The following is a 22539-nucleotide window of genomic DNA, read 5'->3' as shown; positions in this document are numbered from 1 at the left end:
ATCAGGGCATCGTGCCCTCCTATCTGCTGGCGAAGCTGGCCGAGTCCGAGCGCTACACCCAGGCCGCCGAGGCAGCCCGGCAGACCCTGATCGCCCCGGCGCCGGCGGAGCACCGCGCGCAGCTGCGACTGTCGATCGACGAGAACGGCTCGCTCGTGGCCACGGTCGAGGCGGCGCCGAACCGCACGATCAGCGACGCGCACGGCACCGAGACCCTCCCGGGCACGGTGGTGCGCACCGAGGACGAGCCGACCGTCGCCGACGTCGCCGTGAACCAGGCGTTCGACGGACTCGGCGCGACGTTCCAGATGCTGCTCGACGCCTTCCAGCGCAACTCGATCGACGGGAAGGGCCTGCCGCTGGACGCCACGGTCCACTACGGATCCGGGTACGACAACGCGTTCTGGAACGGCGAGCGCATGGTGTTCGGAGATGGCGACGGCCAGGTCTTCCAGGGCTTCACCGGTTCGACCACCGTGATCGGCCACGAGCTGGGTCACGGCGTCATCCAGCACACCGCGGGTCTGGAGTACGAGGGGCAGCCCGGCGCGCTGAACGAGTCCCTCGCCGACGTGTTCGGCGCCCTCACCGAGCAGCACCTGCTCGGCCAGACCGCCGATCAGGCGACGTGGCTCATCGGCGCGGGCATCTTCACCCCGGCCGTCCACGGCAAGGCGCTGCGATCGATGCTGCATCCCGGCACCGCCTACGACGACCCGGAGCTCGGCAAGGATCCCCAGCCGGCGGACATGAGCGGCTACGTGCAGACCACCGACGACAACGGCGGCGTGCACCTCAACTCGGGCATCCCGAACCGCGCGTTCGCACTGTTCGCGGTCGAGCTCGGCGGCTACGCGTGGGAGACGGCAGGATCCGTCTGGTACCGCGCGCTGACCGGCGGGCTGTCGGCGTCCGCGACGTTCGCGCAATTCGCGAAGGCGACGATCGCCGAGGCGGATGCGGTGAGCCCTTCCACGGGCGACGCCGCGCGCACCGCGTGGGCGTCGGTCGGCGTGATCAAGGCGACAGGCGATGAGCGAGCCGCCGGCTGATCCGCCCGTCGGGATCCCCGTGGACTCCGACGCCGGCGGGGACGACGGCGTCGCGATCCGCGTCGCGCGCAGCGGCGGCATCGCCGGGATGACCCGGCGATGGAGCGTGCAGCCGTCCGGTGGCGATGCCGCGCACTGGATCGTCCTCGTCGAGCAGTGCCCGTGGGACGAGAAGGTCCCCCATGGCACCGGAGCGGATCGCTACTCGTGGCGTATCGAGGTGCGGATCCGCCGGGAGCGCCACGAGCAGGTGATCCCGGAGGAGCACCTGCTCGGCCCCTGGCGCGCCCTCGTGGACGCCGTGCAGGAGGCGGACGCGGGCACGACCCGCATCTGATCGTCTGCCGATGAGGCCGCCAGAGGAGGTCGCGGCTCCGTCTTGAACGCGGCTCCGGGCGGTCGCTGCCTAGGACCTGCGGGACATTGCCCAGCGGCGGCGGAGCTTGTGCAGCAACGGCATGATCCCGTAGATCACGATCGGCACGGCGATCGTCACGGTGATGACCGTGCGGGGGATCACCGGGATTCCGGCCATCAGCGGGCCCAGCAGCAGGTTGATCGCCAAGAGGGTCGGGGTCACGGCGATCCAGATCATCAGAGCGAGCGTGTGCTGACTCGGAGGCCGCGGAGCTGCAGGGGCGGCGGGCGTGGGCGGGGCCGCAGGGGCGGCGGGGACGGCGGAGGCGGCTGTGCGCTTCATGTGGTGTTCGTCTCTCTGTTCAGTCTCTGCTCAGCGGGTTTCGAGGAGTTCGACGCGGACGTCGTCGTCGACGAGGTCCGCGTTGACGTCCATCGCGACCGCGTTGGCGTGGCCGGCGGCGGTGATCACCTGTCCGCGGGGATCCACGAGGTTGCCCGTGACCCAGACTCCAGGCACCGAGGTGCGTCCCGAGGCATCGAGGTGCGCGAAGCCCGCGCCGTCGACGACGCCGCCGAGAGCCGCGACGAGCTCGGTGCGGGGGCGGGACTCCGGCCGGAGGAACACGGCATCGACGGGGACCACGTCGCCGCTCTCGAGCCTCACTCCGCGGAAGCGCTCCCCGTCGAGGAGCAGTTCCGCGATCCGTCCGTCGTGCACGCGGATGCCCCTCGCGCCGAGCAGACACGCGTCCTCCTTCGCGATCGCGCTCCCGTTCGCGAAGTAGGTCAGATCGGACGACCACTGCCGGAGGAGGAGCGCGTGCCTCACGGCGCCGGGAACACCGCCGAAGACGGCCAGGGATCCGTCCCCCACCTCGTAGCCGTGGCAGTAGGGGCAGTGCAGGAGGAATCGTCCCCAGGCCTCGCGAGCCCCGGGGATGTCGGGAAGCACGTCTTCGACACCGGTCGCGAGGATGATCCGACGGGCGACGATCTCGACCCCCTCATCGGTCGTGAGCACGAACCCGTCCCCGGCGTCACCCGTCACCGACGTCACGGAATGCGGAACCACGCGCGCACCGTAGGAGGCGATCTCCTCACGCCCGATCTCCAGAAGGTGCGAGGGCGGGAAGCCGTCACGCGAGAGGAAGCCGTGCATGTGCGCGGCGGGGGCGTTGCGCGGTGCGCCCGCGTCGAGGAGCACGACGGAACGGCGGGAGCGGGCGAGGACGAGCGCGGCGCTCAGCCCCGCGGCTCCGCCTCCGACGATCGCGATGTCGAACAGCTCTCGGGTCATGACCACAGGCTCTCAGGCGCCCCGACGATATGGCAATTGAACTTGCGAAAACTGCAAAGCTCTGATGTTCTGGTCCGGTGAACACGAACGCAGATCTCGCGGCCGCGCTGGACGGGATCGGACCCCGCCTGCAGCGGATCCGCACGAGCCGCGACCTCACCCTCGCCGAGGTCGCAGCACTCGCCGGCACGTCCACCAGCACCGTCTCGCGACTGGAGAGCGGCCTGCGTCGCCCCAGTCTCGAACTGCTCTTCCCCCTCGCCCGCGCATACGGGATGAGCCTGGACGACCTCGTCGGCGCGCCCGAGTTCGGAGATCCGCGCGTGCAGCTGCGCCCGCGGCAGAGGAACGGGCGCATCGTGATCCCGCTGAGCCGCAACCCCGGCGGTGTGCAGGCGTGGAAGGTCGTGATGCCCGTCGAGCAGGACCCTGGCGTTCTGCGGACGCATGACGGATCCGAGTGGATCTACGTCCTGAGCGGGCGGATCCGCCTCATCGTCGGCAAGAGGGATCTCGTGCTCGGCCAGGGCGAGGTCGCGGACTTCGACACCCGCACTCCGCACTGGTTCGGGGCCACGGGCGACGCACCCGCAGAGATCCTCAGCCTCTTCGACCGCAACGGAGCCCGCGTGCACATCCCCGAGGCGGGCGACGCCGGCGACGACACGCCTGCGCACTGAGCGCGAGCTCAGCCGGAAGCCTCAGCCGGCGGCCTCCGCCAACCGCGCCGCGACCGTGCGCAGTGCCGCGCGCACCTCATCGCCCTCCAGTACCTCGAAGCGGATCCCCGAGGCTCCGAGGTAGAGCGCGAACTCCTCGGGCGCGCGGGATCCCGCGACCAGGATGCTCGTCTCCGCCCCTTCCTCGATCACGACCGCGACCGTGGTGTCGAAGTGCCGGCGCACCTGGGCCGCGGAGGCGTGCATGCGCACCCGCGCGCGATAGCGGTAGGGCGCGGTCGTGATGCTGTGGGCCGTGAACTCCCGCAGCGCCTCCTCCGGGATCTCCCGGACCGGGAAGCCCTCCCGCAGCATCAGCGGCCGCCGGATCCGGTCGATCCGCAGCGTGCGCCACGCATCGCGCTCCGGATCCCGCGCGACGAGGTACCAGCGCCGCGCGGTGTGCACGATGCGGTGCGGCTCGACGATCCGCTGCACGTCGGTGCCGTCGTGGCGGGTGTAGTCGACGCGGAGGCGCTGGCGGACGTCGATCGCGGTGGCGATGGCCGCCACGATGCCGGGATCCACGGCGCCCTCCGCATCGGCCGACGGGTCCAGTGGAACCAGGGCCCGCTCGACCTCGGAGATGCGGCTGCGCGCCGCGGAGGACAGGGACTGCTCGAGCTTCGCGAGCGCGCGGCCCGCGGCCTCCTCCATCCCGGTGACGACGCTGTTCGCGGCGGCGCGCAGCCCCACGGCGATCGCGATCGACTCGTCGTCGGACAGCGCCAGCGGCGGCACGCTGGCGCCCGGCCCCAGGCGGTACCCGCCGTGCCGCCCACGGGTCGCGTCGATGCCGTACCCGAGCTCGCGGAGATCGTCGATGTCGCGCCTCAGGGTGCGATCGCTCACCTCCAGCCGCTCGCGCAGCTCGGCGCCGCTCCACTCGCGACGGATCTGCAGGAGCGAGAGGAGGGCGAGGGTGCGTCCGGTCGTTCGGGTCATGGTCTCAGCCTTCTTGCCTTTCCGGTCACATTGTGACCGTTGTGAGCGAGAACCTGAAGTCATGAACGCAGACACGAACGAAACCGCCGTCCGCCCTTTCCGCGTCGAGATCTCCGAGAGCGCCGTCGATGACCTCCGCTCCCGGCTCCGCGCCGCGCGCTTCCCCGAGCCGCTGCCGGGCGACGACTGGCGCGACGGCGTGCCCGTGGCGGTGCTGCAGGATCTCGTCGCGCGATGGGGGCGCCATGACTGGCGGGCCACCGAGGAGCGCCTCAATGCGCTCCCGCAGATCGTCACCCGCATCGACGGCCAGACGATCCACGCGGTGCACGTGCGCTCCCCGCATCCCGGTGCGACCCCGATCCTGCTCATGCACGGCTGGCCCGGATCCTTCCTGGAGTTCGAGGGACTCATCGGACCGCTGACGGATCCGGTCGCGCACGGCGGCGACGCGGCCGACGCCTTCGACGTGATCATCCCCTCGCACCCCGGGTTCGGGTTCTCGACCCCGCTGGAGGACGCGGGCTGGACCATCGAGCGGACCGCGCGCGCGTTCCTGGAGCTCATGTCCCGCCTCGGCTACGACCGCTTCGCGGTGCAGGGCGGCGACCACGGCGCGGCGGTGGCGCCTGAGCTGGCACGCCTCGCCCCGGAACGCGTGATCGGCGTGCACGTCAACGGCTCGCTCGGCGGATCCTTCCTCGGTGAGATCGACGAGGAGACCGCGGCCAGGCTCACGCCTCTCGAGCAGGACCGGCTGCGTCGCGTCGCGGAGTTCATGCAGCGCGAGTTCGGCTACATCGCGATCCAGGGGACCCGGCCCGGCCTCATCGGCGCGATGACCGCAGACAGCCCGGTCGCCCAGTTCGCGTGGATCTACGACAAGCTCCAGGCATGGACCCACCCCGCCGAGCGGGATGCCGTGGATGTCCTCGGCGAGCGCTTCGTGTTCGACAACGCGTCGTTGTACTGGTTCACGGCGAGCGGCGGGTCGTCCGCGGCCCTCGTCTACGCGTTGAACACGGCATGGGAGGCGCCGAAGCCGAGCTCCGGCGTGCCGACCGCGGTGATCGCGTTCGCTCACGACATCGGCCTGCGGTTCGCCGAGGAGCAGCATCACCGCATCGTGCGGTGGACGGACGTCGAGGACCGCGGCGGGCACTTCGCGGCCATGGAGGAGCCGGAGCTGCTCATGGACGACATCCGCGCGTTCTTCGGATCCCTGCGCGGCTGAGCATCCGGGAAGCCGGCGCTCAGGTGGCGGGCTCGACGCTGTGGCGGGCGCCGGCCCCGGGCGCCGGTGACCGGCCTCCCGTGGTGGCTGCGCTCAGTTGGTGGCGGCGCTCAGACCTCGGGCTCGGGTGGCATCGGGATCGCGACGGTCGTCCCGGAGGCGGGTGCGCCCAGCCCCAGTGCCAGCGGATCCGCGACGGGAGCCTCCGGCAGGTCGATCGCCTCGTCCTCGTCCAGCGGCTCTCCGGGCAACGCCGCCCAGGTGGCCTTCTCCTCCGGCTTCTGCGTGAACATGCCCATGCGTCCATTGTGCGCCCGATCGCGCGTACCGGGCCCGTCGCGTGCGGGTGGCGGATCCGCGAGAAACCAGATCCTGCACGAGACACCGGCCCTGACGTGGTGGCTCGTGCAGGATCTGGTGTCTCACCGATCGCGACGCGCGTCCCCCTCACCCCGCCAGAGCGTCGCCCTGGCCGACACCCGCGGAGCGTCCGGCACCAGCACGGCGAGCACGCGGACGAACGTCGTCATCCACACCAGACCCAGCCCGACGGCGATCGCCTCGAGTCCGGTCGAGGAGTACAGCCGCACCGGAATGTGCAGCAGCACAGCCGCCACCAGCAGGACGCCGAGTCCGATCGTGGCGACCAGCAGCGCGCGCGGCGGACCGGGCAGCGCCTTCGTCGACATCGCCGCGGCGAGCGCGAACAGCACGAGCGTTCCGATCGCGGCGATCCAGTGCACGACCCGGTTGAGCTCGATCGGCACGAAGCCCACGACAGCCAGAGCGAGCCCGGTGGCGCCCCAGAGGGCGACCACCACGGCGATCCCGCGCAGGGCGCGGTCGCCGCGCAGCCGGTGCAGGTCGCGGCCGATGTAGGCGCCGACCGTCGCGAACAGCAGCCCCGCCACGACGAGCGTGCCGTTGAACGCCCAGCCACGGGCGCCGAGACCGAGCTGCGAGAAGTTCTGCTGCCACCAGAGCGGATCCGCCGCGGTCGCCATCGCGAAAAGCGTCCCGATGGTGAGGAAGCCGAACAGCAGCGTCGCGAGATCCCGCGTGCGGATGCCCACGCCCGCCGTGTAGGCGAAGCGCCCGCCGATCGCCGACGCGACCCCGGCGATGAGCGCGCCGCCCAGGGCCGGCGTCGTGAAGTCGTGGAGCCCCGCGCCGAAGACGAGCCCGCCCAGCAGCACCCCGAACGCGGTCACCGCCGCGAAGGCCACGGTCAGCGCGACCGCCGAGGCGTGCGAGATGGCCGTCTGCCACGGCGGCATCCGATCCGTCTCGCCGCGGCGGTGCTGCACCGTGCTGACGACGAACGCGGCGGCCGCGACGATCCCGGCGATCACCGCGATGGGCTGACTCAGCGATCCTGGTCCGGTCAACGCCCGGGGCGAGCCCTGCAGCACGACGAGGCCGGCCGCCGTGCCGAGGGCGAGGCAGAGCGCCGTCGCCCACACCGTCTGCGTCTCGTTGCGCAGCCCGCGCGAGGTGTCCATGCCGTCATCGAACCACGCCCCGCCGACACTTCGGAACGCCGCGCCCGCCCCGTGCCGCCGCTCCGCTCCGTAGCCTCGCCCGCCCCACGGCCGCGCAGCGCCCGCCCGCTCACAGGCCCCACTCACCGAGTCGTCCCCGTCAGCGGACGCCATGGGGTCCGCTGACGGGGACGACCGCACAGTGGAGAGGACTGTGGAGGGGGGCGAGCTCAGCGGGCGGCGCCTGCTCCGCCGTGCATCTCGCCTCGGAGGGGCCAGCGTCCGTTGTGCTGCCGGAACTCGTTCGCGCGCAGCAGTGGCGAGACGTCGAACAAGCGCGGATTCAGGCGCAGCCGAGGGCCGGAAGAGCCGCGCACGGTGAGCCGGAACTGCCCGCCGGACGCCTGCACGGAGAAGTCGGTGATGTCGGCGTAGGCGATCACGGCCTCACGCCCCCAGATCGTGCGGAACGCGATCTCGTCCACCCGGGGTTCGACGTAGAAGTTGCGGTAGATCAGGAGGAAGCCGACGCCCGCGAGGACGATCGCGACCGACGCGATCCGCAGCGGCCACAGCATGCCGTCCACGTTGTTCTCCGTGAACGAGGCGAGCGCCATCAGGCCGCCGAGGGCCACGAACAGAGCACCCACGAGCGGGACGAACACCGGCATGCGCTGCCGCACGGGCCCCACCGAACGCCGCCCGCGCATCCTCGACACGGCTGCCGCCACGAGGATCAGGACGGCCAGCACGATGAGGACCTTCACCACGACCGCGGACACTCCTTGAAGGTACCGCTCGCGGACCCCTCCCACGCCCGGGCGGTCCGCCCGCCGGAGCGTGCGCAACGCCGAGGCCCCGCCGCCGGAGCGCGCGCAACTCAGGAGATCCCGGCCGGATCCGCTCCTGAAGAGGGAGAGGCGACCAGGATCTCCTGAGTTGCGAACGTTCGTCAGGCGAGGACGAGGTCCTCCATGCGGGCGTACGAGGCCTCCATGCCGTCGACCATGCCCGTCGCGAGGATCATGTCGCGGGTCTCGAGGTCGGGGTACTCGACGAGGAGCGTGATCAGCGTCGCGCCGTCCTCCTCATAGAGGTTGAGGTCGTTCAGCGTGACCGGACCCTCGGTGCCCTGCATCTTCTCGGTGGTGACGGCGCGGCGCGGGGCGTCGACGAGCAGCGCCTCGCCCTCGAACCCGAACGCCTGCCCCGGGGTGTCCCCGACGGGGGCCCAGGAGCTGCGGTAGGTCTGACCGGGCTCGGTCGCGACCGTGCACTCCGTCATCTCCCACCCGTCGGGCCCGAGTAGCCACTGCTTCATGAGCTCCGGCTCGTAGTGCGCACGCCAGACGAGGTCGCGCGGCCCCTCGACCAGCCGCGTGATGCGCACGTGGGTGTCATCGAGCAGCTCGATGCGGGTGCCCTTGCCCTGGGCGTAGTCGCGCAGATCCTGCAGCACGGTGTCGAGCTGGCTCATCGCCATCTTCGTGCCCTCGATCACGCCCATCGCGACGACCTGCTCCAGCGCCTCGGCCGACTCGAAGTGACTGGTGCCGACCATGCGGGTGCCCTCGGCGGTCGGCGAGAACTCCAGCGTCATCCGCATCGCCGGGAACTCGGCGATGGGCTCGCCCGCGTCGTCGACGAACGAGTCGAGCACCTCGAACAGCGTCGGCGCCTCGATCCGGGTGAACTCCCAGCGCCCCGACGACTTCTCGCCCCGGGGACCGTCGAGCCGGTACTGCGCGATGCCGCCGATCGTGTGGTCGAAGGCGGTGAAGGTGGCCGGCCATCCTGGCGGGCCCCAGAAGCGCTCGAGCTGGCGCGGATCGGAGTACGCCGCCCACACCCGCTCCACCGGGGCGGCGAAGTCGGCGAGGATCGTCAGCGTCAGGTTCTCGGGATCGGTGGTCACGTCGGTGACAGGCATGTCACCCTCCTTCTGGGTCGGTCAGGCGGTGGCGGATCCGCGCGGCGCGGATCCGGGATCGGAGTCGGGTTCGGAGTCGGTGTCCGAGTCCTCGGCGAGCAGGTCGTCGAGGCGGGAGATCCGGCTTCGCCACAGGTCTTCGTAGCGGGCCAGCAGCGCCCTGGCACGCGCGATCATCTCGGGATTCGCGCGGACCAGCCGCTCGCGTCCCTCGGCGCGCTTGACGATGAGCTCGGCCGCCTCGAGCACGGCGACGTGCTTCTGCACCGCCGCGAACGACATGTCGTAGTCGCGGGCGAGTTCGGACACGGACTGCTCGCGGGCGATCGTGCGGCGCAGGATGTCGCGCCGCGTGCTCGCCGCGAGGGCCTGGAACACACGGTCGGTCTGTTCATCGCTCAGTTCATCTCTTACAACCATTTGGTTGTAGATTACGACGGCCGGATCCGGGTGTCAAGGGGTGCGGGACGTAATCGCGACGCGGTCACAAGGACGCCTCTCCGCCGGTCATTCCTGACAGCGGCGGGCCCGCCGCACTCAGGACACGCGGAAGGCTCCCCCATGATCGATTCCCCCGAGGCGGCATCCGCCGATCTCACGACCCTGCACAGCGCGCTGGCGACCGAGCAGATGGTGCTCCAGTCCGTCGCGACGGCGACCATCAGCGAGGCCGGCGGAAGATCCACGATCTACCTTTCGACGCTTTCGAGCGGCCTCGTCGCGCTCGGATTCTCAGCCTCGACTCCGGGGCTCCTCGCCACACTGACGTTCACACTGCTGCCGACGATCTTCATGCTCGGCTGGTTCACGGTCGTGCGCCTCGTCGACACCACGGTCGAGAACATCGCCGTGCGGAACCGGATGGAGAACATCCGAGCGCACTTCGCGAGCCTCCATCCGTCGGGCCCGTCCCTGCTCGTCAGAGGCGACGCCAGTACCGGCGAATACGGCGTGCGCTACGGGCGCAGCTCCTTCCTGTTCACGATGGCCAGCATGGTCGCCGCCGTGAACTGCGTGCTCGGCGGCGCACTGATCGCTCTCGCACTGTCGGTGGGACTTGGCCTGCCCGCGCTGTCCGCGCAGCTGACCGGCGCGGCGGTCGGCTTCGCCCTCCTCGTCGCGACGCTCGCCTACGAACGCCGCCGGATCCGCAGGGCGAGTCTGCCCCACCGTACGGTCGGGCGCTAGGACGCCGATGGGCGGGGAGCGCCGCATCCGGCGCACCCCGCCCGCGGCGGAATCGGCGCTACTCGCGCGGCGGGTTCAGCGGCAGCCACTCCTCGAGGGTGGTCGCGAAGAGGCGTGCTCCATCGATCGGGATCAGAGTCCGCTCCTCGATCTGCGCGCCGTAGTAGGGCGCGGCGTCGTCACGGACGACCTGTCGCGGATCGTGACGGAACGCGAGGGCGCGGCGGGCGAACTCGTCCATGCCGAAGGCCTCCGGACCCGCGATCTCGATGTCGCCGACGGGCTCGCCGGCCGCGGCCTGCGCGACGGCGGTCGCGACATCCTCGGCGGCGATCGGCTGGATCAGGGCGCCGGGGAGAGTGACCGTGTCGCCTTCTGTGGAGATGTCGGCGATGCTGCCGACGAACTCGAAGAACTGCGTGGCGTGCACGAGCGAGTAGCGGATGCCCGACTCCCGGATCAGTTGCTCCTGAGCCGTCTTCGCCGCGAAGTACGGGATGTTCTGCGGACGGTTCGTCCCGACGATCGTCAGCGCGACATGGTGCCCGACGCCGGCCGCGGCTTCCGCGGCGAGCAGGTTGCGCGTGGAGGTGGTGAAGAACTCCAGCACGTCGGCCGGGGCGAACGAGGGCGAGTTCGACACGTCGACCACGACATCCGCACCCTCCAACGCCTCTGCGACCCCTTCCCCGGTGAGGGAGTTCACGCCCGTGATGGGTGAAGCGGCGATGGCCTCGTGGCCGTGCGCGCTGAGCTTCGCGACGACCTTCGAGCCGATGAGGCCCGTGCCTCCAATGACGACGATCCTTGCCATGTCCAAGCCTTTCGTACGGGGATGAGACGCCGGTTCCAGCGTCTGAAGGGATGACAGGCCAGCAGGGTCGACTGTGACATCCGCTCGATCCGTCACAGATCCGCACGCTATCCGGTCAGACCCGGCGGAACCGGTGTTGCCGGAGACCGCCCTGCAGAGGAGAGTGAGAGCGTGGCAATGAGCGTCGAGGCCGAGGGCCTGGAGGTCGCCGCGGAGGTCTTCGCCGCGCAGCGGCGTCGGCTGTTCGGCATCGCCTATCGGATGGTGGGCACGGTCGCGGATGCGGAGGACATCGTCCAGGAGACGTGGATCCGCTGGCAGGGCGCCGACCGGGCTTCCGTAAAGGAGCCGGCCGCCTTCCTCACCACCGTCGCCACGCGACTCTCGATCAATGTGCTTCAGTCGGCCCGCGTGAAGCGGGAGACCTACATCGGCCCGTGGCTGCCCGAACCCGTGAACACCGACGACGATCCGGCGCTGGGCGCCGAGCACGCCGAGGCATTGCAGTTCGCGATCCTGCTCACGCTAGAGAAGCTCACCCCGACCGAGCGGGCCGCGTACATCCTGCGCGAGGCGTTCGATTACCCGTATCCGCGCATCGCCGAGATCATCTCCTCGAGCGTCGTCAGCGCCCGCCAGCTGGTCAGCCGCGCACGATCCCACCTTGCGTCGGATCGGCAGGCCGCCGTGGAGCCCGGGCACGAGCGCCGGTTGCTCGAGGCCTTCCTGGCCGCCGCCCAGAAGGGCGATGCGCAGGAGCTCGAGAGACTGTTCGCCGACGATGTGGTGAGCTACACCGACGGCAACGGCGTCAAGCTCGCCGCGCGCATCCCGGTGATCGGCCGCGGCCGGGTCGCGAAGTTCGTGGCCGCGTTCGCGCATCACTTCTGGATCGGCAAGTCGATCGGATGGGTCGAGGTCAACGGCCAGCCCGCTGCGGCCCTTGTCCAGGACGGTGAGGTCACCACCCTCGTAACCGTGACGGCATCGGCCGGGGGCATCGCACAGCTGCTGTGGGTGATGAGCCCCGACAAACTCGGCACCGTGACCGCGGCCGTCGCATGAGCCGGGTCGACCGCCCCGCGTGGTTGCGTCGACGAGGCCGAGGAGCCGCGGATCGGGACCTCATGGAGGAGCTCGCGATCGCGCTGATGACCGGTGCCGATTCGATCACACGGTCATTGCTGCATCGCGACGTGGTGATGCTCGTCGATAGTGGCGGGATCGCACCGGCGATGGAGCGCCTCAACGGACCGAACGAGGTGGCGGCGGCCCTGCGAGCCCTGACAGCCGAGACCTCCATCAGCGCGGCGTCGATCAACGGCGCTCCCGGGTTCGTGCTGACCCGCGACGGCGTCGTGATCGGGACGGTCACAGCGGAGATGCGCCGCCGGCTGCTGACGAGCGTCTGGGTCGTGTCCAGCCCTGAGAAGCTCCGGCACTGGAACCGTCGGTGATGGTGCGGATTCAACGGGAGGAGCGAGCGCGTTCCACTGCGCTCCGAAGGCGTCTCGGCCACCCCGGCGCCCGAGCCGTATCCTGATCGGGTGATCGAGAACCCGGATCCGCACCTCGTCGCCGACGACCTCTTGCCGACGCCGTTCACGGCCGACGAGATCCGCGCCACACTGCGCGGCGGGGCCGTCATCCGGGTGCGGACGGAGGCACCTGACGGCACCGTCACGGACCGGATCAGTCGCTACTCCGCCGCCGACGACGAGGGCGTGCTGCTGGAGAGCCACCCCATCGGCGCTCCCGAGGCGGCGACGGGCGCACGGGTCGCGTGGCACGAGCTGCAGGCGCACGCGGCCTTTCCCGCCGAGCACACCACCGTCCGCTCCGAGACGATCGAGCATCCCCTTGGTCGACTCGAATGTCTGCGGTACGACGTGCGCGATGACAACGGTCGCGCCAGGTTCTGGTTCGCGCTCGCGCATCCCGGGATGCCCGTGCGCTACGAGACGACGGGCGCAGCGGGTACCACGTGCACGACCGTGCAGGAGATCATCGCGGGCTGACGTCGGTCGACCGGCGGTCGAGCTGGCGCGGCGCAGGGCCCGCTGCCCCACGGGACCGCATGCGGCCGAGCCGAGCGGGCGTCGATGATCCGCGTCCGGACGGCGTTCCGTCCTCCGGCATCAGGACGGGACGCGCAGCGCGCGCACGACCTGCGTCAGTTTGAGCGAGGGCACGTAGGTGCGCAGCAGCGCGGGACCGATCCTGGGCAGGTGGAGCGGCTGCGGATAGCTCATCCAGAGCGCTTCATGCCGGGCGCCGAACTTGGCCTTGAACCGTTCGAGCGACGAGAAGCCGTAGCTGGGTTCCAGCAGGCGCGACATCCGGCGGGACAGCCAGCCGACCTGCTGGCCTTCGTGCGCAGCCAGCGGGGTACCGGACAGACCGATCGTCTTGAGTCCGTCTGCTGCGGCTTGCTGGACGGCCGAGACGATCGCGAACTCCATCGCACCCGGCATCGCACTGCGATCGCGACGCATGACGTCGAGCGTCCACCCGACGAGCTCTCCATCTCGATGAAGCGGGAGCCAGCTCGTCACGACCTGGACGCGGCCGTCCGCTCCGATCGCCAGCATCAGCCGCACCTCCGGGTCGGTCAGCTCTGCGAGCCCGCCGAGGGTGAACCCCATCTCCGGAAGGCGCTTGTCGTCGGCCCAACCGGCGCAGAGCGCGTCGATCTGCTCCCGTACCGAGGGAGCAGCGTCGGCATACGTGGTCCACACGGCTGAGACCCGTTCACGACCGGCCCGGTTGACGGCGGTGCGGAGATCGGTCCGCCGCCGGCCGCTGAGCGTGAAATCCTCCACGTCGATCACCGCGTCCGTGCCGACGGGGATGCGCGTCCACCCTTCCGCCTGCAGCACCGACGCCGACTCGTCATGGATGCTGTAGAACACCGGCGTCCAGCCCCGCGATTCGCAGAACGCGGCGAACGAGCGCAGCGCGAGGCGCGGATCATCGGAGATCGGATCCCCGACCGTGAAGGCGATTCCATCGCGGACCCGGTACGCGACCGCTGAGCCGTCGGCTCCGAACCACAGCGAGTTGCCCGCCCAGGTGGCCATGTGCGCGAACGTCGTGTCGCCCGACGCCTTGAGCGCCGCGTGCAAGCGCCGACGGTCCACGGCCGTCGCGACCGGAGCGGGCCGACGGACGACTTTGCGTGCTCCCAGGGCCAGGAGCAGAGCGGCCAGCGCCGGCAGGCCGCCCGACAGCAGCACCATGATCAGCAGTTCGGCCTCCTCACCCGTGAGCCCTCGCCAGATGATCTCGCCGTCGAGCATCGGGCGCACGATCCACTCGATCGCGGTGTTCGCCGCGACCGCGGCAAGAGCAGTGCCTCCCAGGATGACGCCGAGGATCCGGCCCCGCATGATGAGTACGGCGCTCACGACGAGCAGGACGGAGGCGATCGGAGCTGCGATCGGGTCGATCGCCGCGCCGGTCCAGGCCAGCACGCCCGTGGCGTTCGGCGAGACGGAACCCAGCGCCAGCGCGCTCGCGACGATCACCAGGATCGATGCCAGGACGCTGCGCCAGCGGGTCTGCACGCTGGGCCTCCAGTCCGTACCGAGGACCGCGGGGCGACCGATCGTCGCCACCGGCACCGCGGCGAGCGCGGCGAGGATCCGCGCGACATCGGATGCGTGTCCTGACATGAGCAGCAGCGCCACGACGCCCGTTCCGACGACCCAGCGCAGCGTGCGGCGAGGCGCCGGCCTGAGACGACTGGAGACGGCCACGAGCAGCGCGGCGCTGGTCACGGACGGCGTCCACACCTGATAGCCCAACGCCTCCTGAGACATCGGCTCCCCGAGGGCCGCGGCCGCCGACAGCACGCCCCACGCGGCCACGACGCCGGCGGCCGTCGCGGCGGCGGCGACGCTGAACGCCCATCGACTGCTCACCAGTCGCTCGGCCGTCGCGACCGACACGATGAGAAGGATCCACGAGAGCACACTGAAGTGCGCGCCTTGGAGCTCCACTTCGCTCGCCCAGGTGGCTCTGGCGACCCCCGCCCCCAGCGCTGCGGCGGCGAGGGCCAGCGACAGCGGGTACCGCAGCGAACTGCGGGCGAGACGGGACAGAACGTGGCGCATGCCACCAGTCCAGCGGTTCGCCCGCTCCGTGCCGTCAGCCGATCGGCGTAACCGCATCCGTCGACCGGCGGGGATCCGATCCATCTGGCGACGGAGACCGGACATCGGGTGGTTGTTTGCCCTAGCGTTCTCTGGAAGGGGAGGAGGAACCCATGATCCGTGTCGTGATCGTCGACGACGAGGCACTGGTGCGCACAGGCTTCACGATGATCCTGAACGCCAACGACGACATCCGTGTCGTCGGGACCGCGTCCGGCATCGAAGCGCTCGATGTGATCAAGGCCGAGAAGCCCGACGTGCTCCTGCTCGACATCAGAATGCCCCAGATCGACGGACTGACCCTGCTGGGCATCATCTCGACGCTGCCCGAGCGCCCCGCCGTGGCCATGCTGACGACCTTCGACGCGGACGAGTACATCATGACGGCTCTCGGCTCAGGCGCTTCCGGATTCCTCTTGAAAGACACCGAACCCGAACAGCTCGGTCAGTATGTGCGCGCCTTGGCCGCGGGCGGAGTCGTGCTGTCCCGACGGGCCTCCCGAACTCTGCTGGACACCCACCCCGGCCTGGGCGCTGCGCTCGATGAGGAGGCCGAACGGGTATCCACCCTGACCGATCGTGAACGCCAGGTTCTGACGCTCGTCGCCGAGGGCCTCTCGAACGCAGATATCGGCGCACGACTGTACCTCGGTGCCGGCACGGTCAAGGACCACGTCAGCGCCATTCTCGCCAAGCTGGGCGTCACGAGCCGGGTGCAAGCCGCCCTGGCGGCGCAGCGCGCCGGCGTGCTCGACGAACGGCGCCCTGGCCGATGAACCGGCTGCTGGCGATCTGGCAGCGCATACCTCCCTGGGTGACGGACCTCCTCGCCGTCGCCATCGCTGTCGCCGATACCCTCCTCTTCTACTACGACCAAGGAGCGCTCAGCATCGGCGCCAGTGCTCTCGCCTGCGCCGCACTGCTGATCCGCCGCCGATGGCCGCTGATCGCCTTCGCGCTGACCCTGCCCGCCGCGCTCATCGCGAACATCCTCGCCGCGCCGATCATCGCTCTGCTCGCGCTCGCGAGCCGCACCCGTCGGCGATGGCTGCTCTTCATCTGCGGAGCACTGTTCGCTGCCGCCGAGGCCATCGGCTGGCCTCTCACGAATCTGTTCACGGCCGATCAGAACTGGACGGCCGTGACCTTCGTCTATCAGCTCGCCACAGCCGCCGCTCCGATCCTGCTCGGACAACTGACGCTGGCCGCGTCCGATCTGCGGGCCAGGATCGCAGAGATCGAGGCGACGAAGCAGCATGAGCAGGATCTCTACGCACAGAGTCTCCTCACGCAGGAGCGCAATCAGCTCGCCCGGGAGATGCACGACGTGGTCTCGCACCAGGTGAGTCTGATCTCGGTTCAGGCGGGCGCGCTGCAGGTGACGGCCACGGATCCGGAGGTGAGCAGTGCGGCCCGATCCATCCGGACGATGGCCGCCACGACCCTCGACGAGCTGCGCTCCATGGTGATGCTGCTGCGGGCCGCCGGCACACGCAGCCCCGGGCTGGCCCCGCAGCCCACCATCGCCGAACTGACCGACCTCATCACCGCGAGCGGCCTGCCCGTCACCGCGATGGGAGAGCTTCCGCGCGATCTCCCGCCCGCCGCGCAGCGCGCCGTGTACCGGACCGTGCAGGAGGCGTTGACGAATGTCCGCAAGCACGCACCCGGATCCGCGATCCGCGTGAAGCTGTGGTCCGATGACAAGTCCTGCGGCGTCATCATCAAGAACAGCCGAGCCTCCGAACCGCCGTTGAGTCTCCCGAGCGCGCAGCTGGGCCTTCTGGGCATCAGGGAGCGCGCGGAACTGCTCGGCGGCACCCTCGTCGCGGGCCCCAGCGGCGACGGGTTCGGTGTGCAACTCACCCTTCCCCGCTGCCCCGATTGACCCACCGATCGGGAGCCCCCTTCCCGCCACACGGCGGATCTGCTTTCTCTCCGACATGAACAGCATGGATTTGTCGACACCGATCGACGTCGATGAACGATCCATCACCGTGAGAAGGGATTCCCCATGCAGACCTCCGATGCGCGCCTGATCATCGATCTGGCGGACTCCGTGCGCAACGCCGCCCCCATTCAGAAGGATGCCGAGGCCGCGCAGCTGATCTCCCAGCTGATCGGCTCCCAGCCCGATGCGCTCTACTTCCTCGTGCAGACCGTGCTGCTGCAGAAGGAAGCGCTCGCCGCCCAGCAGGCTCAGCCCGCCCCCGATGGCGGCGGTCCGTATGCGGCCTCGGCCGCGGCCGCCCCTCCCGCCCCCGCCGAGACCGAAGAACGGCGCGGGCGATGGGGCGGACTGTTCGGTTCGCGTCGACAGACCGGTCCGACGGAGGGCGGTTCCGGGGGAGGCAGCTTCCTCAAGACGGCGGCGGCGGGAGCGGCCGGCGTGGCAGGCGGCGTACTGCTCGCGCAGGGGATCTCCGGCCTCATGTCCGCGCCGCACGACCAGAATCACGCGGAGGACGACGACGACTCCGACTGGGACGACGACGGCTGGGAGTCGTTCTGATCCGGCGGTGCCCTGAGCACGAAGAACGGGCCGACGCGCGCCGGGATGGAGAGGACGCCCGGCGCGCGGTGCAGCGGTCGGCTACGAGCCGCCGCTGAGCCGGTCGCAGGGCACCCTGACCTGCCAGCCGAGGGTCTGCTCCAGGATGACGTCGCCCCGGCCGGGATCCTGCTCGCAGAGTTGCCGGGCGGCAGCGACCTGCGGAGTCCACGCCGGCCCCTGAGATCGCCGCGTGTCCCATGGCACGAAATGAAGCACCATGGAGGCGACGACTCCTGCGACGGCGAGCCGGGAGAGCAACACCCGCCGGCGGATCACTCCTGTCGACTCCCCTCGTGGCGCCCTCGCGACGCCGTCTGCCGCGACGACGATCGCTGAGGCGATGAGCGTGGACGGAAGCACGCCGTACCGCGGAAGCCAGATCGAACGCAGTTGTTCGGCCGTGTGGCGCGCGTAGTCGTAGTAGTCCTCGGGGTTGGCGTAGACGCTGCCGCAGTAGATGACGACGGCCCCTGCCAGAAGCACGGCGACGAGGATCCGATGCGACCGCGACGAGGAACGCAGCAGCACGCCGAGAAGAAGGAGGGTCGCCGCCGCGGCGCCGACCACGATGGCGAGACCGTGCCCGGCCAGCGCCGGTCCGATCGCCTGCTGCGGAAGAAACGAGGGGCAGGACCGCGTTCGCAACGAACCCCTTGACGTAAGACAGAGGCTCGACGTGGCCGAAGGCCGTCTGCCTGCGCGGGCTCAGCAGCGAAGCCGCCACCTGCGCGGCGAGTCCGGTGAGCAGGCCGGCGAGGACGATGCGACGCATCGGATCGCGGACCCGCCACAGTGCGACGGGGATCAGCAGCACCGCCTGGATCTCGGTCAGGGCGGCGAACGCGGCCACGATCGCCACGACGACGGCGACGCCTCGACGGCGAGGCGTGACCAGCAGCAGCCACAGGAGGGTCCACATCATCAGCGTGTGCAGGTTGGCGGTGTTGCCCAGCACCTCGCGCGCCGCCAGTGGCGCCAGGACGGTCAAGGCGGCGACGACGGCCGCATGGACCGGAAGGAGGATCTGGCGTGCGCACAGCCACACCACCGCCGTGCAGACCCCGGCGACCAGACAACTGCCCGCGGTCATGGCGACAGCCATGGACTCGACCGGCAGAGCGGCAGCGAGTCCCGCGATGAGCCGCGGGATCACATGCAGATAGCCGCCGTAGGGCACGAACACCTCGTCGAAACCCGAGTCGATCGCCCCCTGAAGGAAGTCCCGTCCGTCCTCGGCCCAGAGGGTGTCGCGGGCGGTCCCCGGCAGCCGCAACCAGGCGGCCGCGGCGCCCGCCACGGCGATCACGGCCGCCATGGCGATCACGATCGCCCTGCGGGGCGGCACGCTGCTGCGGCGGCCAAGATCCTGCTCGTCACGGATCGCCGCCATTGCGGTCATCGTGCTCTCGCCGTGGCTTGTCATTGAGTTCCCGGATGCGCGTCGTGGTCGGCGTTCTGCTCTTCCATCGTTTCTGGCGCACACGACGGCCGGATCCCCTGACCGGGGGTGCAGGCACCGCCGGTCAGGGGGAAGAAGCAGAGGTTCTCCGGATGCCTTCGGCATCCCGCCCCGCGAAGATCGGAACGTGACCGACTTCTTCTCCGCGCTCTGGCTCGGGTTCCTGCACGTCCAGATCATCGACGGCGTCGTTCCCGTGGTCGTGTACGTGATCGCCGGAGGCAGCGTCGCCGTGCTCCTCCTCTGGGGGGTGACGAAACGCTGGATCCTCACCGCAGCGTTGGCGATGACCGCGGGCGCCGTCGCCGCGGTCGCCCTCTGGCTGGTCTGCATCCGGTGGCTCGACCTCTTCGGAGGGAGTCTGGGAACGCCCACCTACCTCTGGCTCGCCGGGACGCTCGCCGCCGTCGCTGTCGGAGTCGCGTCGCTGTTCCGCCGAGGGGCACTCCGGCGCAGCGTCGCCGTGATCGCCGTTCTCTCCTCCGCCGCCGCCGGCACGCTCGGCATCAACGCGGGCTTCGGCCTGAATCAGAGCATCGGCAACCTGCTCAACATCGTCGTGGAGAAGCCGCTCCGGCTGCCCGCCGCTTCTGCAATCACGCAGAACCCGGGCGCCCCCGCCCAGCCCCTCTGGGAGACCTGGGTGGCGCCTGCCGATATGCCCGCTCAGGGCCGCACGGGAACGGTGTCCATCCCGAATTCCAACAGCGGATTCAGCGCCCGCAGCGCCGGCCTCTACCTTCCTCCCGCCGCACTGACGGCGACGCCTCCCCGCCTTCCCGTCGTGCTCATGCTCATGGGGCATCCCGGCAACCCCGACCCTCTGCCCATCTCGCAGGTCCTGGACAGGTACGCCGCAGCCAACCACGGCCTCGCCCCGATCGTTCTGGTCGCGGATCAGGTAGGGGCCGAGGTGAAAGACACCGGGTGCGTGGATTCGCGCATCGGAAAGGCTCGCACCTACCTCACACAGGACGTGATCCCCTGGATGCGCGCGAATCTCAACGCATCGCCCGACCCCCGCCTCTGGACCATCGCCGGGTATTCCAACGGCGGTCAGTGCGCGATCTCGCTCGGCGCCGAACACCCGGAGATGTTCGGAACGGTGATCAGCGTCTCCGGAGAGGAATTCCCCGGCGCCTCCAGCCCTGCGGACGCGCTCCAACGCCTCTTCGATGGCGATGCCCGGAAGTACGAGCAGGCGAAGCCGCTCACGCTCCTGGCACAGCACAGCTACACGGGAACGACAGCCGTCTTCACCGCCGCCAAGGACGATCCGCGCTTCCTGCTCGTCGCCCAGAAGTTCGCGGCAGCGGCCCAAGCGGCCGGCATGGACGCGCAGCTTCGCGAGATCCCTCACGGCGGGCACGGTGCCGCGGCGCTCGCCGGCGGTCTCCAAGCCGCCTTCGCCGTCGCCTACCCGGCGCTGGAGCTCTCGCCACCGGGCCGAGAGGCGACATCGTCGCCATCGGCGAAAGGCCCCTGACGAGAAGGCCCGCCGCCGGGCCCGGCGGCTCCGTGACGCCGGTCCCGGGATCAGACCTCCGGCGAACCCAGCACTGCCTCGAGCAGACCGGGGAACTTCGCGTCGAGGTCATCCCGGCGCAGGGTGAGGAGGCGACGCCGGCCGTGGGGCTCGTTGCGGATCACGCCCGCCTCGCGCAGCACCTTCATGAAGTGCGACTTGGTGGACTTCGGCAGATTCGGATCCGTCGCGTGGCACGAGGCCATGTCGAGCGGACCGTCGGCCAGCTGGCGCGCGATGGACAGGCGTTCCGGATCGCTCAGCGCGAAGAGCACCGCCGTGAGCTCGATCTCGGAGCGTTCCGGATGCGGGAGGTCTGTGGCGCCAGGCATGGTTCGATAATACTTGTACCTTTCGCGCAGGGCGAGTAGTCTGCTCAACGTTCGAGAATTCTCGAACGGATGAGGAGCAGTCGATGACCACTCAGCCGATCGCCGTGCCGCGGATCCCGCAGTCCGGCGCTCTGCCCGTGCAGCCCGTGCGGCCCACCCGCGCCCGTTTCGGGTTCGCTCTCGCGATCGTCGCGCAGATCCTGATGATGGCCGGAGCCAGCGCGCCGTCGCCGTTCTATCCGGTGCTCGCGCAGCACCTCGGGTTCGACGCGATCGTAATCACCGCGGTGTTCGCCGTCTACGCGGTCGCCCTGCTCCTCACGCTGCTCACGGCCGGATCGCTCTCGGATCACATCGGTCGTCGGCCGGTGATCGCCGTCGGGCTCGTGCTGCTCGCCGCCAGCATGCTGCTGTTCGGGAACGCCGGATCCGTGATGCTGCTCGTGCTCGCCCGGATTCTGCAGGGCGTCGCGAGCGGACTGCTCATCGCGTCGCTCTCCGCGACCGTCCTCGACCTCGCGCCGCCGGCGCGCCCCGCGACGGCGGCGCTCTGGAACGCGCTGAGCCCCGGGATCGGCCTCGCCGCTGGTGCGCTGATCGCCGCACTCGCGCTGGATGCGACGTCGGAGGCGCTGGGCGACGTGTTCATCCCGCTCGCGGTGGTGTACCTCGTACTGGCCGCACTGGTGGTGGTCACGCCCGAGACCGCGCCGCGCCTGCCCGGCGCCTGGGCATCGTTGCGCTTCCGGCTCTCCGTGCCGGCGGACATCCGCGCCGAGTTCTGGCGCGCTGCGCCGGCGGTCATCGCCGGCTGGGCGACCGGCGGGCTGTTCCTCTCCCTCGGCGCGACGATCGTCCGCGGCGAGCTGGGTGGCACCGCGCACCTCTGGCAGGGCCTCGCCGTCGCCCTCCTGGCCGGAGTCGGCGCCGTCACCGCGTTCGCGATCCGGCGCCGCACGGCCCGCACGATCGTGATCTTCGGCACCGCCGCACTCGCCGCGGGCACCGGGCTCTCGCTGCTCGCGCTCGCGATCGGCTCGCTGCCCGCGTACCTGATCGCCGCGTCCGTCACGGGCATGGGGTTCGGCACGGCGTTCTTCGGGGTGGTCGGATCCCTCGCGCCCCGGATCCCCGCGACCCAGCGCGCGGATGCCTTCGCCGTGCTGTACGTGCTCGCGTATCTCGCCTTCGGCGTGCCCGCCGTCATCGCCGGGGTGCTGGTCGCCCCGCTGGGACTCGGGACGGTCTGCCTCGGCTACGGGGTCGTGGTCATCGTGCTGTCGCTGATCGCGCTCGTCCTCCGCGCCCGACGGCGCGCCTGAGCGCCTGAACACGTCGGGCGACCCACCCGGCGGCCTGCGTCACCGACTGTTCATCCGTGAGCAACCCGGTGTCCGCTTGGGGTGGCCAGGGTCGAATCGGATCCCGCACGCGGATGGTCGACGTCCGGATCGCGGATCCGCACCCGCCCCCGCATCCCCTGGAGACCCCCGTG

The 22539-nt window shown here is 70.4% G+C and carries 26 protein-coding genes; 14 read left to right on the top strand and 12 right to left on the bottom strand.

All coding sequences use genetic code 11. From position 1 onward, the window contains the following. The first annotated feature begins 8 nt into the window (after positions 1 to 8). Together CQ044_RS13495 and CQ044_RS13490 are read left to right on the top strand one after the other, a co-directional pair. Positions 9 to 1052, top strand: coding sequence for a M4 family metallopeptidase (locus CQ044_RS13495; RefSeq protein ID WP_258133315.1), 1044 nt, complete (start codon positions 9 to 11; stop codon positions 1050 to 1052). Continuing rightward, the gene (locus CQ044_RS13490) at positions 1033 to 1389 is read left to right on the top strand and encodes a protealysin inhibitor emfourin (RefSeq protein WP_258133311.1); all 357 of its coding nucleotides are present in this window, start codon (positions 1033 to 1035) and stop codon (positions 1387 to 1389) included. Before CQ044_RS13495 ends, CQ044_RS13490 begins: the two co-directional genes overlap by 20 nt. A gap of 69 nt (positions 1390 to 1458) precedes the next feature. Here CQ044_RS13490 and CQ044_RS19745 read toward each other — a convergent pair whose 3' ends face one another. Together CQ044_RS19745 and CQ044_RS13480 are read right to left on the bottom strand one after the other, a co-directional pair. Then, positions 1459 to 1752 carry a hypothetical protein gene (locus CQ044_RS19745; protein WP_219844968.1) on the bottom strand — a complete coding sequence of 98 codons (294 nt, stop codon included), beginning with the start codon at positions 1750 to 1752 and terminating at the stop codon, positions 1459 to 1461. 30 nt (positions 1753 to 1782) lie between these two features. Next, the gene (locus CQ044_RS13480; RefSeq protein WP_105688991.1) at positions 1783 to 2709 is read right to left on the bottom strand and encodes an NAD(P)/FAD-dependent oxidoreductase; all 927 of its coding nucleotides are present in this window, start codon (positions 2707 to 2709) and stop codon (positions 1783 to 1785) included. Between the two features lie 77 nt (positions 2710 to 2786). On the opposite strand from CQ044_RS13480, the gene CQ044_RS13475 reads away from it, so the two are divergent. Further along, positions 2787 to 3389, top strand: a complete 603-nt coding sequence (locus CQ044_RS13475; protein ID WP_105688943.1) for a helix-turn-helix domain-containing protein — start codon at positions 2787 to 2789, stop codon at positions 3387 to 3389. Between the two features lie 21 nt (positions 3390 to 3410). Here the strand turns inward: CQ044_RS13475 and CQ044_RS13470 are convergent, their stop codons facing one another. Next, positions 3411 to 4373, bottom strand: coding sequence for a YafY family protein (locus tag CQ044_RS13470; protein ID WP_105688942.1), 963 nt, complete (start codon positions 4371 to 4373; stop codon positions 3411 to 3413). Positions 4374 to 4434: 61 nt separating this feature from the next. On the opposite strand from CQ044_RS13470, the gene CQ044_RS13465 reads away from it, so the two are divergent. Further along, positions 4435 to 5607, top strand: a complete 1173-nt coding sequence (locus tag CQ044_RS13465; protein ID WP_105688941.1) for an epoxide hydrolase family protein — start codon at positions 4435 to 4437, stop codon at positions 5605 to 5607. Between the two features lie 110 nt (positions 5608 to 5717). On the opposite strand, the gene CQ044_RS13460 is transcribed toward CQ044_RS13465, so the two are convergent. The 5 genes from CQ044_RS13460 to CQ044_RS13440 all read right to left on the bottom strand — a co-directional run bounded on the left by CQ044_RS13460 (position 5718) and on the right by CQ044_RS13440 (position 9438). After that, the gene (locus tag CQ044_RS13460; protein ID WP_105688940.1) at positions 5718 to 5906 is read right to left on the bottom strand and encodes a hypothetical protein; all 189 of its coding nucleotides are present in this window, start codon (positions 5904 to 5906) and stop codon (positions 5718 to 5720) included. Positions 5907 to 6029: 123 nt separating this feature from the next. Beyond that, positions 6030 to 7109 (bottom strand): DUF998 domain-containing protein, encoded by a 1080-nt coding sequence (locus CQ044_RS13455; RefSeq protein WP_105688939.1) that lies wholly within the window; start codon positions 7107 to 7109, stop codon positions 6030 to 6032. Between the two features lie 209 nt (positions 7110 to 7318). Then, positions 7319 to 7870, bottom strand: coding sequence for a hypothetical protein (locus tag CQ044_RS13450; RefSeq protein ID WP_146116793.1), 552 nt, complete (start codon positions 7868 to 7870; stop codon positions 7319 to 7321). A 170-nt stretch (positions 7871 to 8040) separates the two neighbouring features. Continuing rightward, positions 8041 to 9018, bottom strand: a complete 978-nt coding sequence (locus CQ044_RS13445; protein ID WP_105688937.1) for an SRPBCC family protein — start codon at positions 9016 to 9018, stop codon at positions 8041 to 8043. Between the two features lie 21 nt (positions 9019 to 9039). Then, positions 9040 to 9438 carry a helix-turn-helix transcriptional regulator gene (locus CQ044_RS13440; RefSeq protein WP_105688936.1) on the bottom strand — a complete coding sequence of 133 codons (399 nt, stop codon included), beginning with the start codon at positions 9436 to 9438 and terminating at the stop codon, positions 9040 to 9042. A gap of 141 nt (positions 9439 to 9579) precedes the next feature. On the opposite strand from CQ044_RS13440, the gene CQ044_RS13435 reads away from it, so the two are divergent. After that, the gene (locus CQ044_RS13435; RefSeq protein WP_105688935.1) at positions 9580 to 10206 is read left to right on the top strand and encodes a hypothetical protein; all 627 of its coding nucleotides are present in this window, start codon (positions 9580 to 9582) and stop codon (positions 10204 to 10206) included. 58 nt (positions 10207 to 10264) lie between these two features. Here the strand turns inward: CQ044_RS13435 and CQ044_RS13430 are convergent, their stop codons facing one another. Then, positions 10265 to 11020, bottom strand: a complete 756-nt coding sequence (locus CQ044_RS13430) for an SDR family oxidoreductase (RefSeq protein ID WP_105688934.1) — start codon at positions 11018 to 11020, stop codon at positions 10265 to 10267. Positions 11021 to 11197: 177 nt separating this feature from the next. Between CQ044_RS13430 and CQ044_RS13425 the strand changes: the two genes are divergently transcribed. From CQ044_RS13425 to CQ044_RS13415, 3 genes are all read left to right on the top strand, one after another. Next, positions 11198 to 12085 carry an RNA polymerase sigma-70 factor gene (locus tag CQ044_RS13425; RefSeq protein ID WP_105688933.1) on the top strand — a complete coding sequence of 296 codons (888 nt, stop codon included), beginning with the start codon at positions 11198 to 11200 and terminating at the stop codon, positions 12083 to 12085. Beyond that, complete coding sequence (locus CQ044_RS13420; RefSeq protein WP_146116792.1) at positions 12082 to 12477, top strand: hypothetical protein; 396 nt, start codon at positions 12082 to 12084, stop codon at positions 12475 to 12477. The genes CQ044_RS13425 and CQ044_RS13420 overlap by 4 nt, the downstream gene beginning before the upstream one ends. Positions 12478 to 12567: 90 nt before the next feature. Beyond that, the gene (locus CQ044_RS13415; protein ID WP_105688931.1) at positions 12568 to 13038 is read left to right on the top strand and encodes a hypothetical protein; all 471 of its coding nucleotides are present in this window, start codon (positions 12568 to 12570) and stop codon (positions 13036 to 13038) included. Positions 13039 to 13158: 120 nt separating this feature from the next. Here CQ044_RS13415 and CQ044_RS13410 read toward each other — a convergent pair whose 3' ends face one another. Beyond that, a complete protein-coding gene (locus tag CQ044_RS13410) occupies positions 13159 to 15135 on the bottom strand; it encodes a bifunctional lysylphosphatidylglycerol flippase/synthetase MprF (RefSeq protein WP_258133310.1) in 1977 nt (658 codons plus the stop codon). Between the two features lie 164 nt (positions 15136 to 15299). Here CQ044_RS13410 and CQ044_RS13405 point away from each other — a divergent pair, with 164 nt between their 5' ends. The 3 genes from CQ044_RS13405 (at position 15300) to CQ044_RS13395 (ending at position 17686) form a co-directional block, all read left to right on the top strand. Continuing rightward, positions 15300 to 15950 carry a response regulator transcription factor gene (locus tag CQ044_RS13405; RefSeq protein WP_258133309.1) on the top strand — a complete coding sequence of 217 codons (651 nt, stop codon included), beginning with the start codon at positions 15300 to 15302 and terminating at the stop codon, positions 15948 to 15950. Next, on the top strand, positions 15947 to 17062 hold the full coding sequence (locus CQ044_RS13400) for a sensor histidine kinase (protein ID WP_105688928.1): 1116 nt from the start codon (positions 15947 to 15949) through the stop codon (positions 17060 to 17062). Before CQ044_RS13405 ends, CQ044_RS13400 begins: the two co-directional genes overlap by 4 nt. 126 nt (positions 17063 to 17188) lie before the next feature. Next, positions 17189 to 17686, top strand: coding sequence for a DUF2076 family protein (locus CQ044_RS13395; protein ID WP_105688927.1), 498 nt, complete (start codon positions 17189 to 17191; stop codon positions 17684 to 17686). 81 nt (positions 17687 to 17767) lie between these two features. Here CQ044_RS13395 and CQ044_RS13390 read toward each other — a convergent pair whose 3' ends face one another. Then, a complete protein-coding gene (locus CQ044_RS13390; RefSeq protein WP_105688926.1) occupies positions 17768 to 18373 on the bottom strand; it encodes a hypothetical protein in 606 nt (201 codons plus the stop codon). A gap of 31 nt (positions 18374 to 18404) precedes the next feature. Between CQ044_RS13390 and CQ044_RS19605 the strand changes: the two genes are divergently transcribed. Next, the gene (locus CQ044_RS19605) at positions 18405 to 19154 is read left to right on the top strand and encodes a hypothetical protein (RefSeq protein WP_181158314.1); all 750 of its coding nucleotides are present in this window, start codon (positions 18405 to 18407) and stop codon (positions 19152 to 19154) included. Positions 19155 to 19314: 160 nt separating this feature from the next. Then, positions 19315 to 20673 carry an esterase family protein gene (locus CQ044_RS13380; protein WP_258133308.1) on the top strand — a complete coding sequence of 453 codons (1359 nt, stop codon included), beginning with the start codon at positions 19315 to 19317 and terminating at the stop codon, positions 20671 to 20673. 50 nt (positions 20674 to 20723) lie between these two features. Here CQ044_RS13380 and CQ044_RS13375 read toward each other — a convergent pair whose 3' ends face one another. Further along, on the bottom strand, positions 20724 to 21044 hold the full coding sequence (locus CQ044_RS13375) for a helix-turn-helix transcriptional regulator (RefSeq protein WP_105688924.1): 321 nt from the start codon (positions 21042 to 21044) through the stop codon (positions 20724 to 20726). Positions 21045 to 21127: 83 nt separating this feature from the next. Here CQ044_RS13375 and CQ044_RS13370 point away from each other — a divergent pair, with 83 nt between their 5' ends. Next, positions 21128 to 22366 carry an MFS transporter gene (locus tag CQ044_RS13370; RefSeq protein WP_105688923.1) on the top strand — a complete coding sequence of 413 codons (1239 nt, stop codon included), beginning with the start codon at positions 21128 to 21130 and terminating at the stop codon, positions 22364 to 22366. Positions 22367 to 22539: the final 173 nt, after the last annotated feature.

It is taken from the genome of Microbacterium sp. MYb64 (genome assembly GCF_002979495.1).
In the GTDB taxonomy this organism is placed as follows: Bacteria; Actinomycetota; Actinomycetes; order Actinomycetales; family Microbacteriaceae; genus Microbacterium; species Microbacterium azadirachtae_A.
This window is presented reverse-complemented; position numbering and strand designations above follow the sequence as displayed.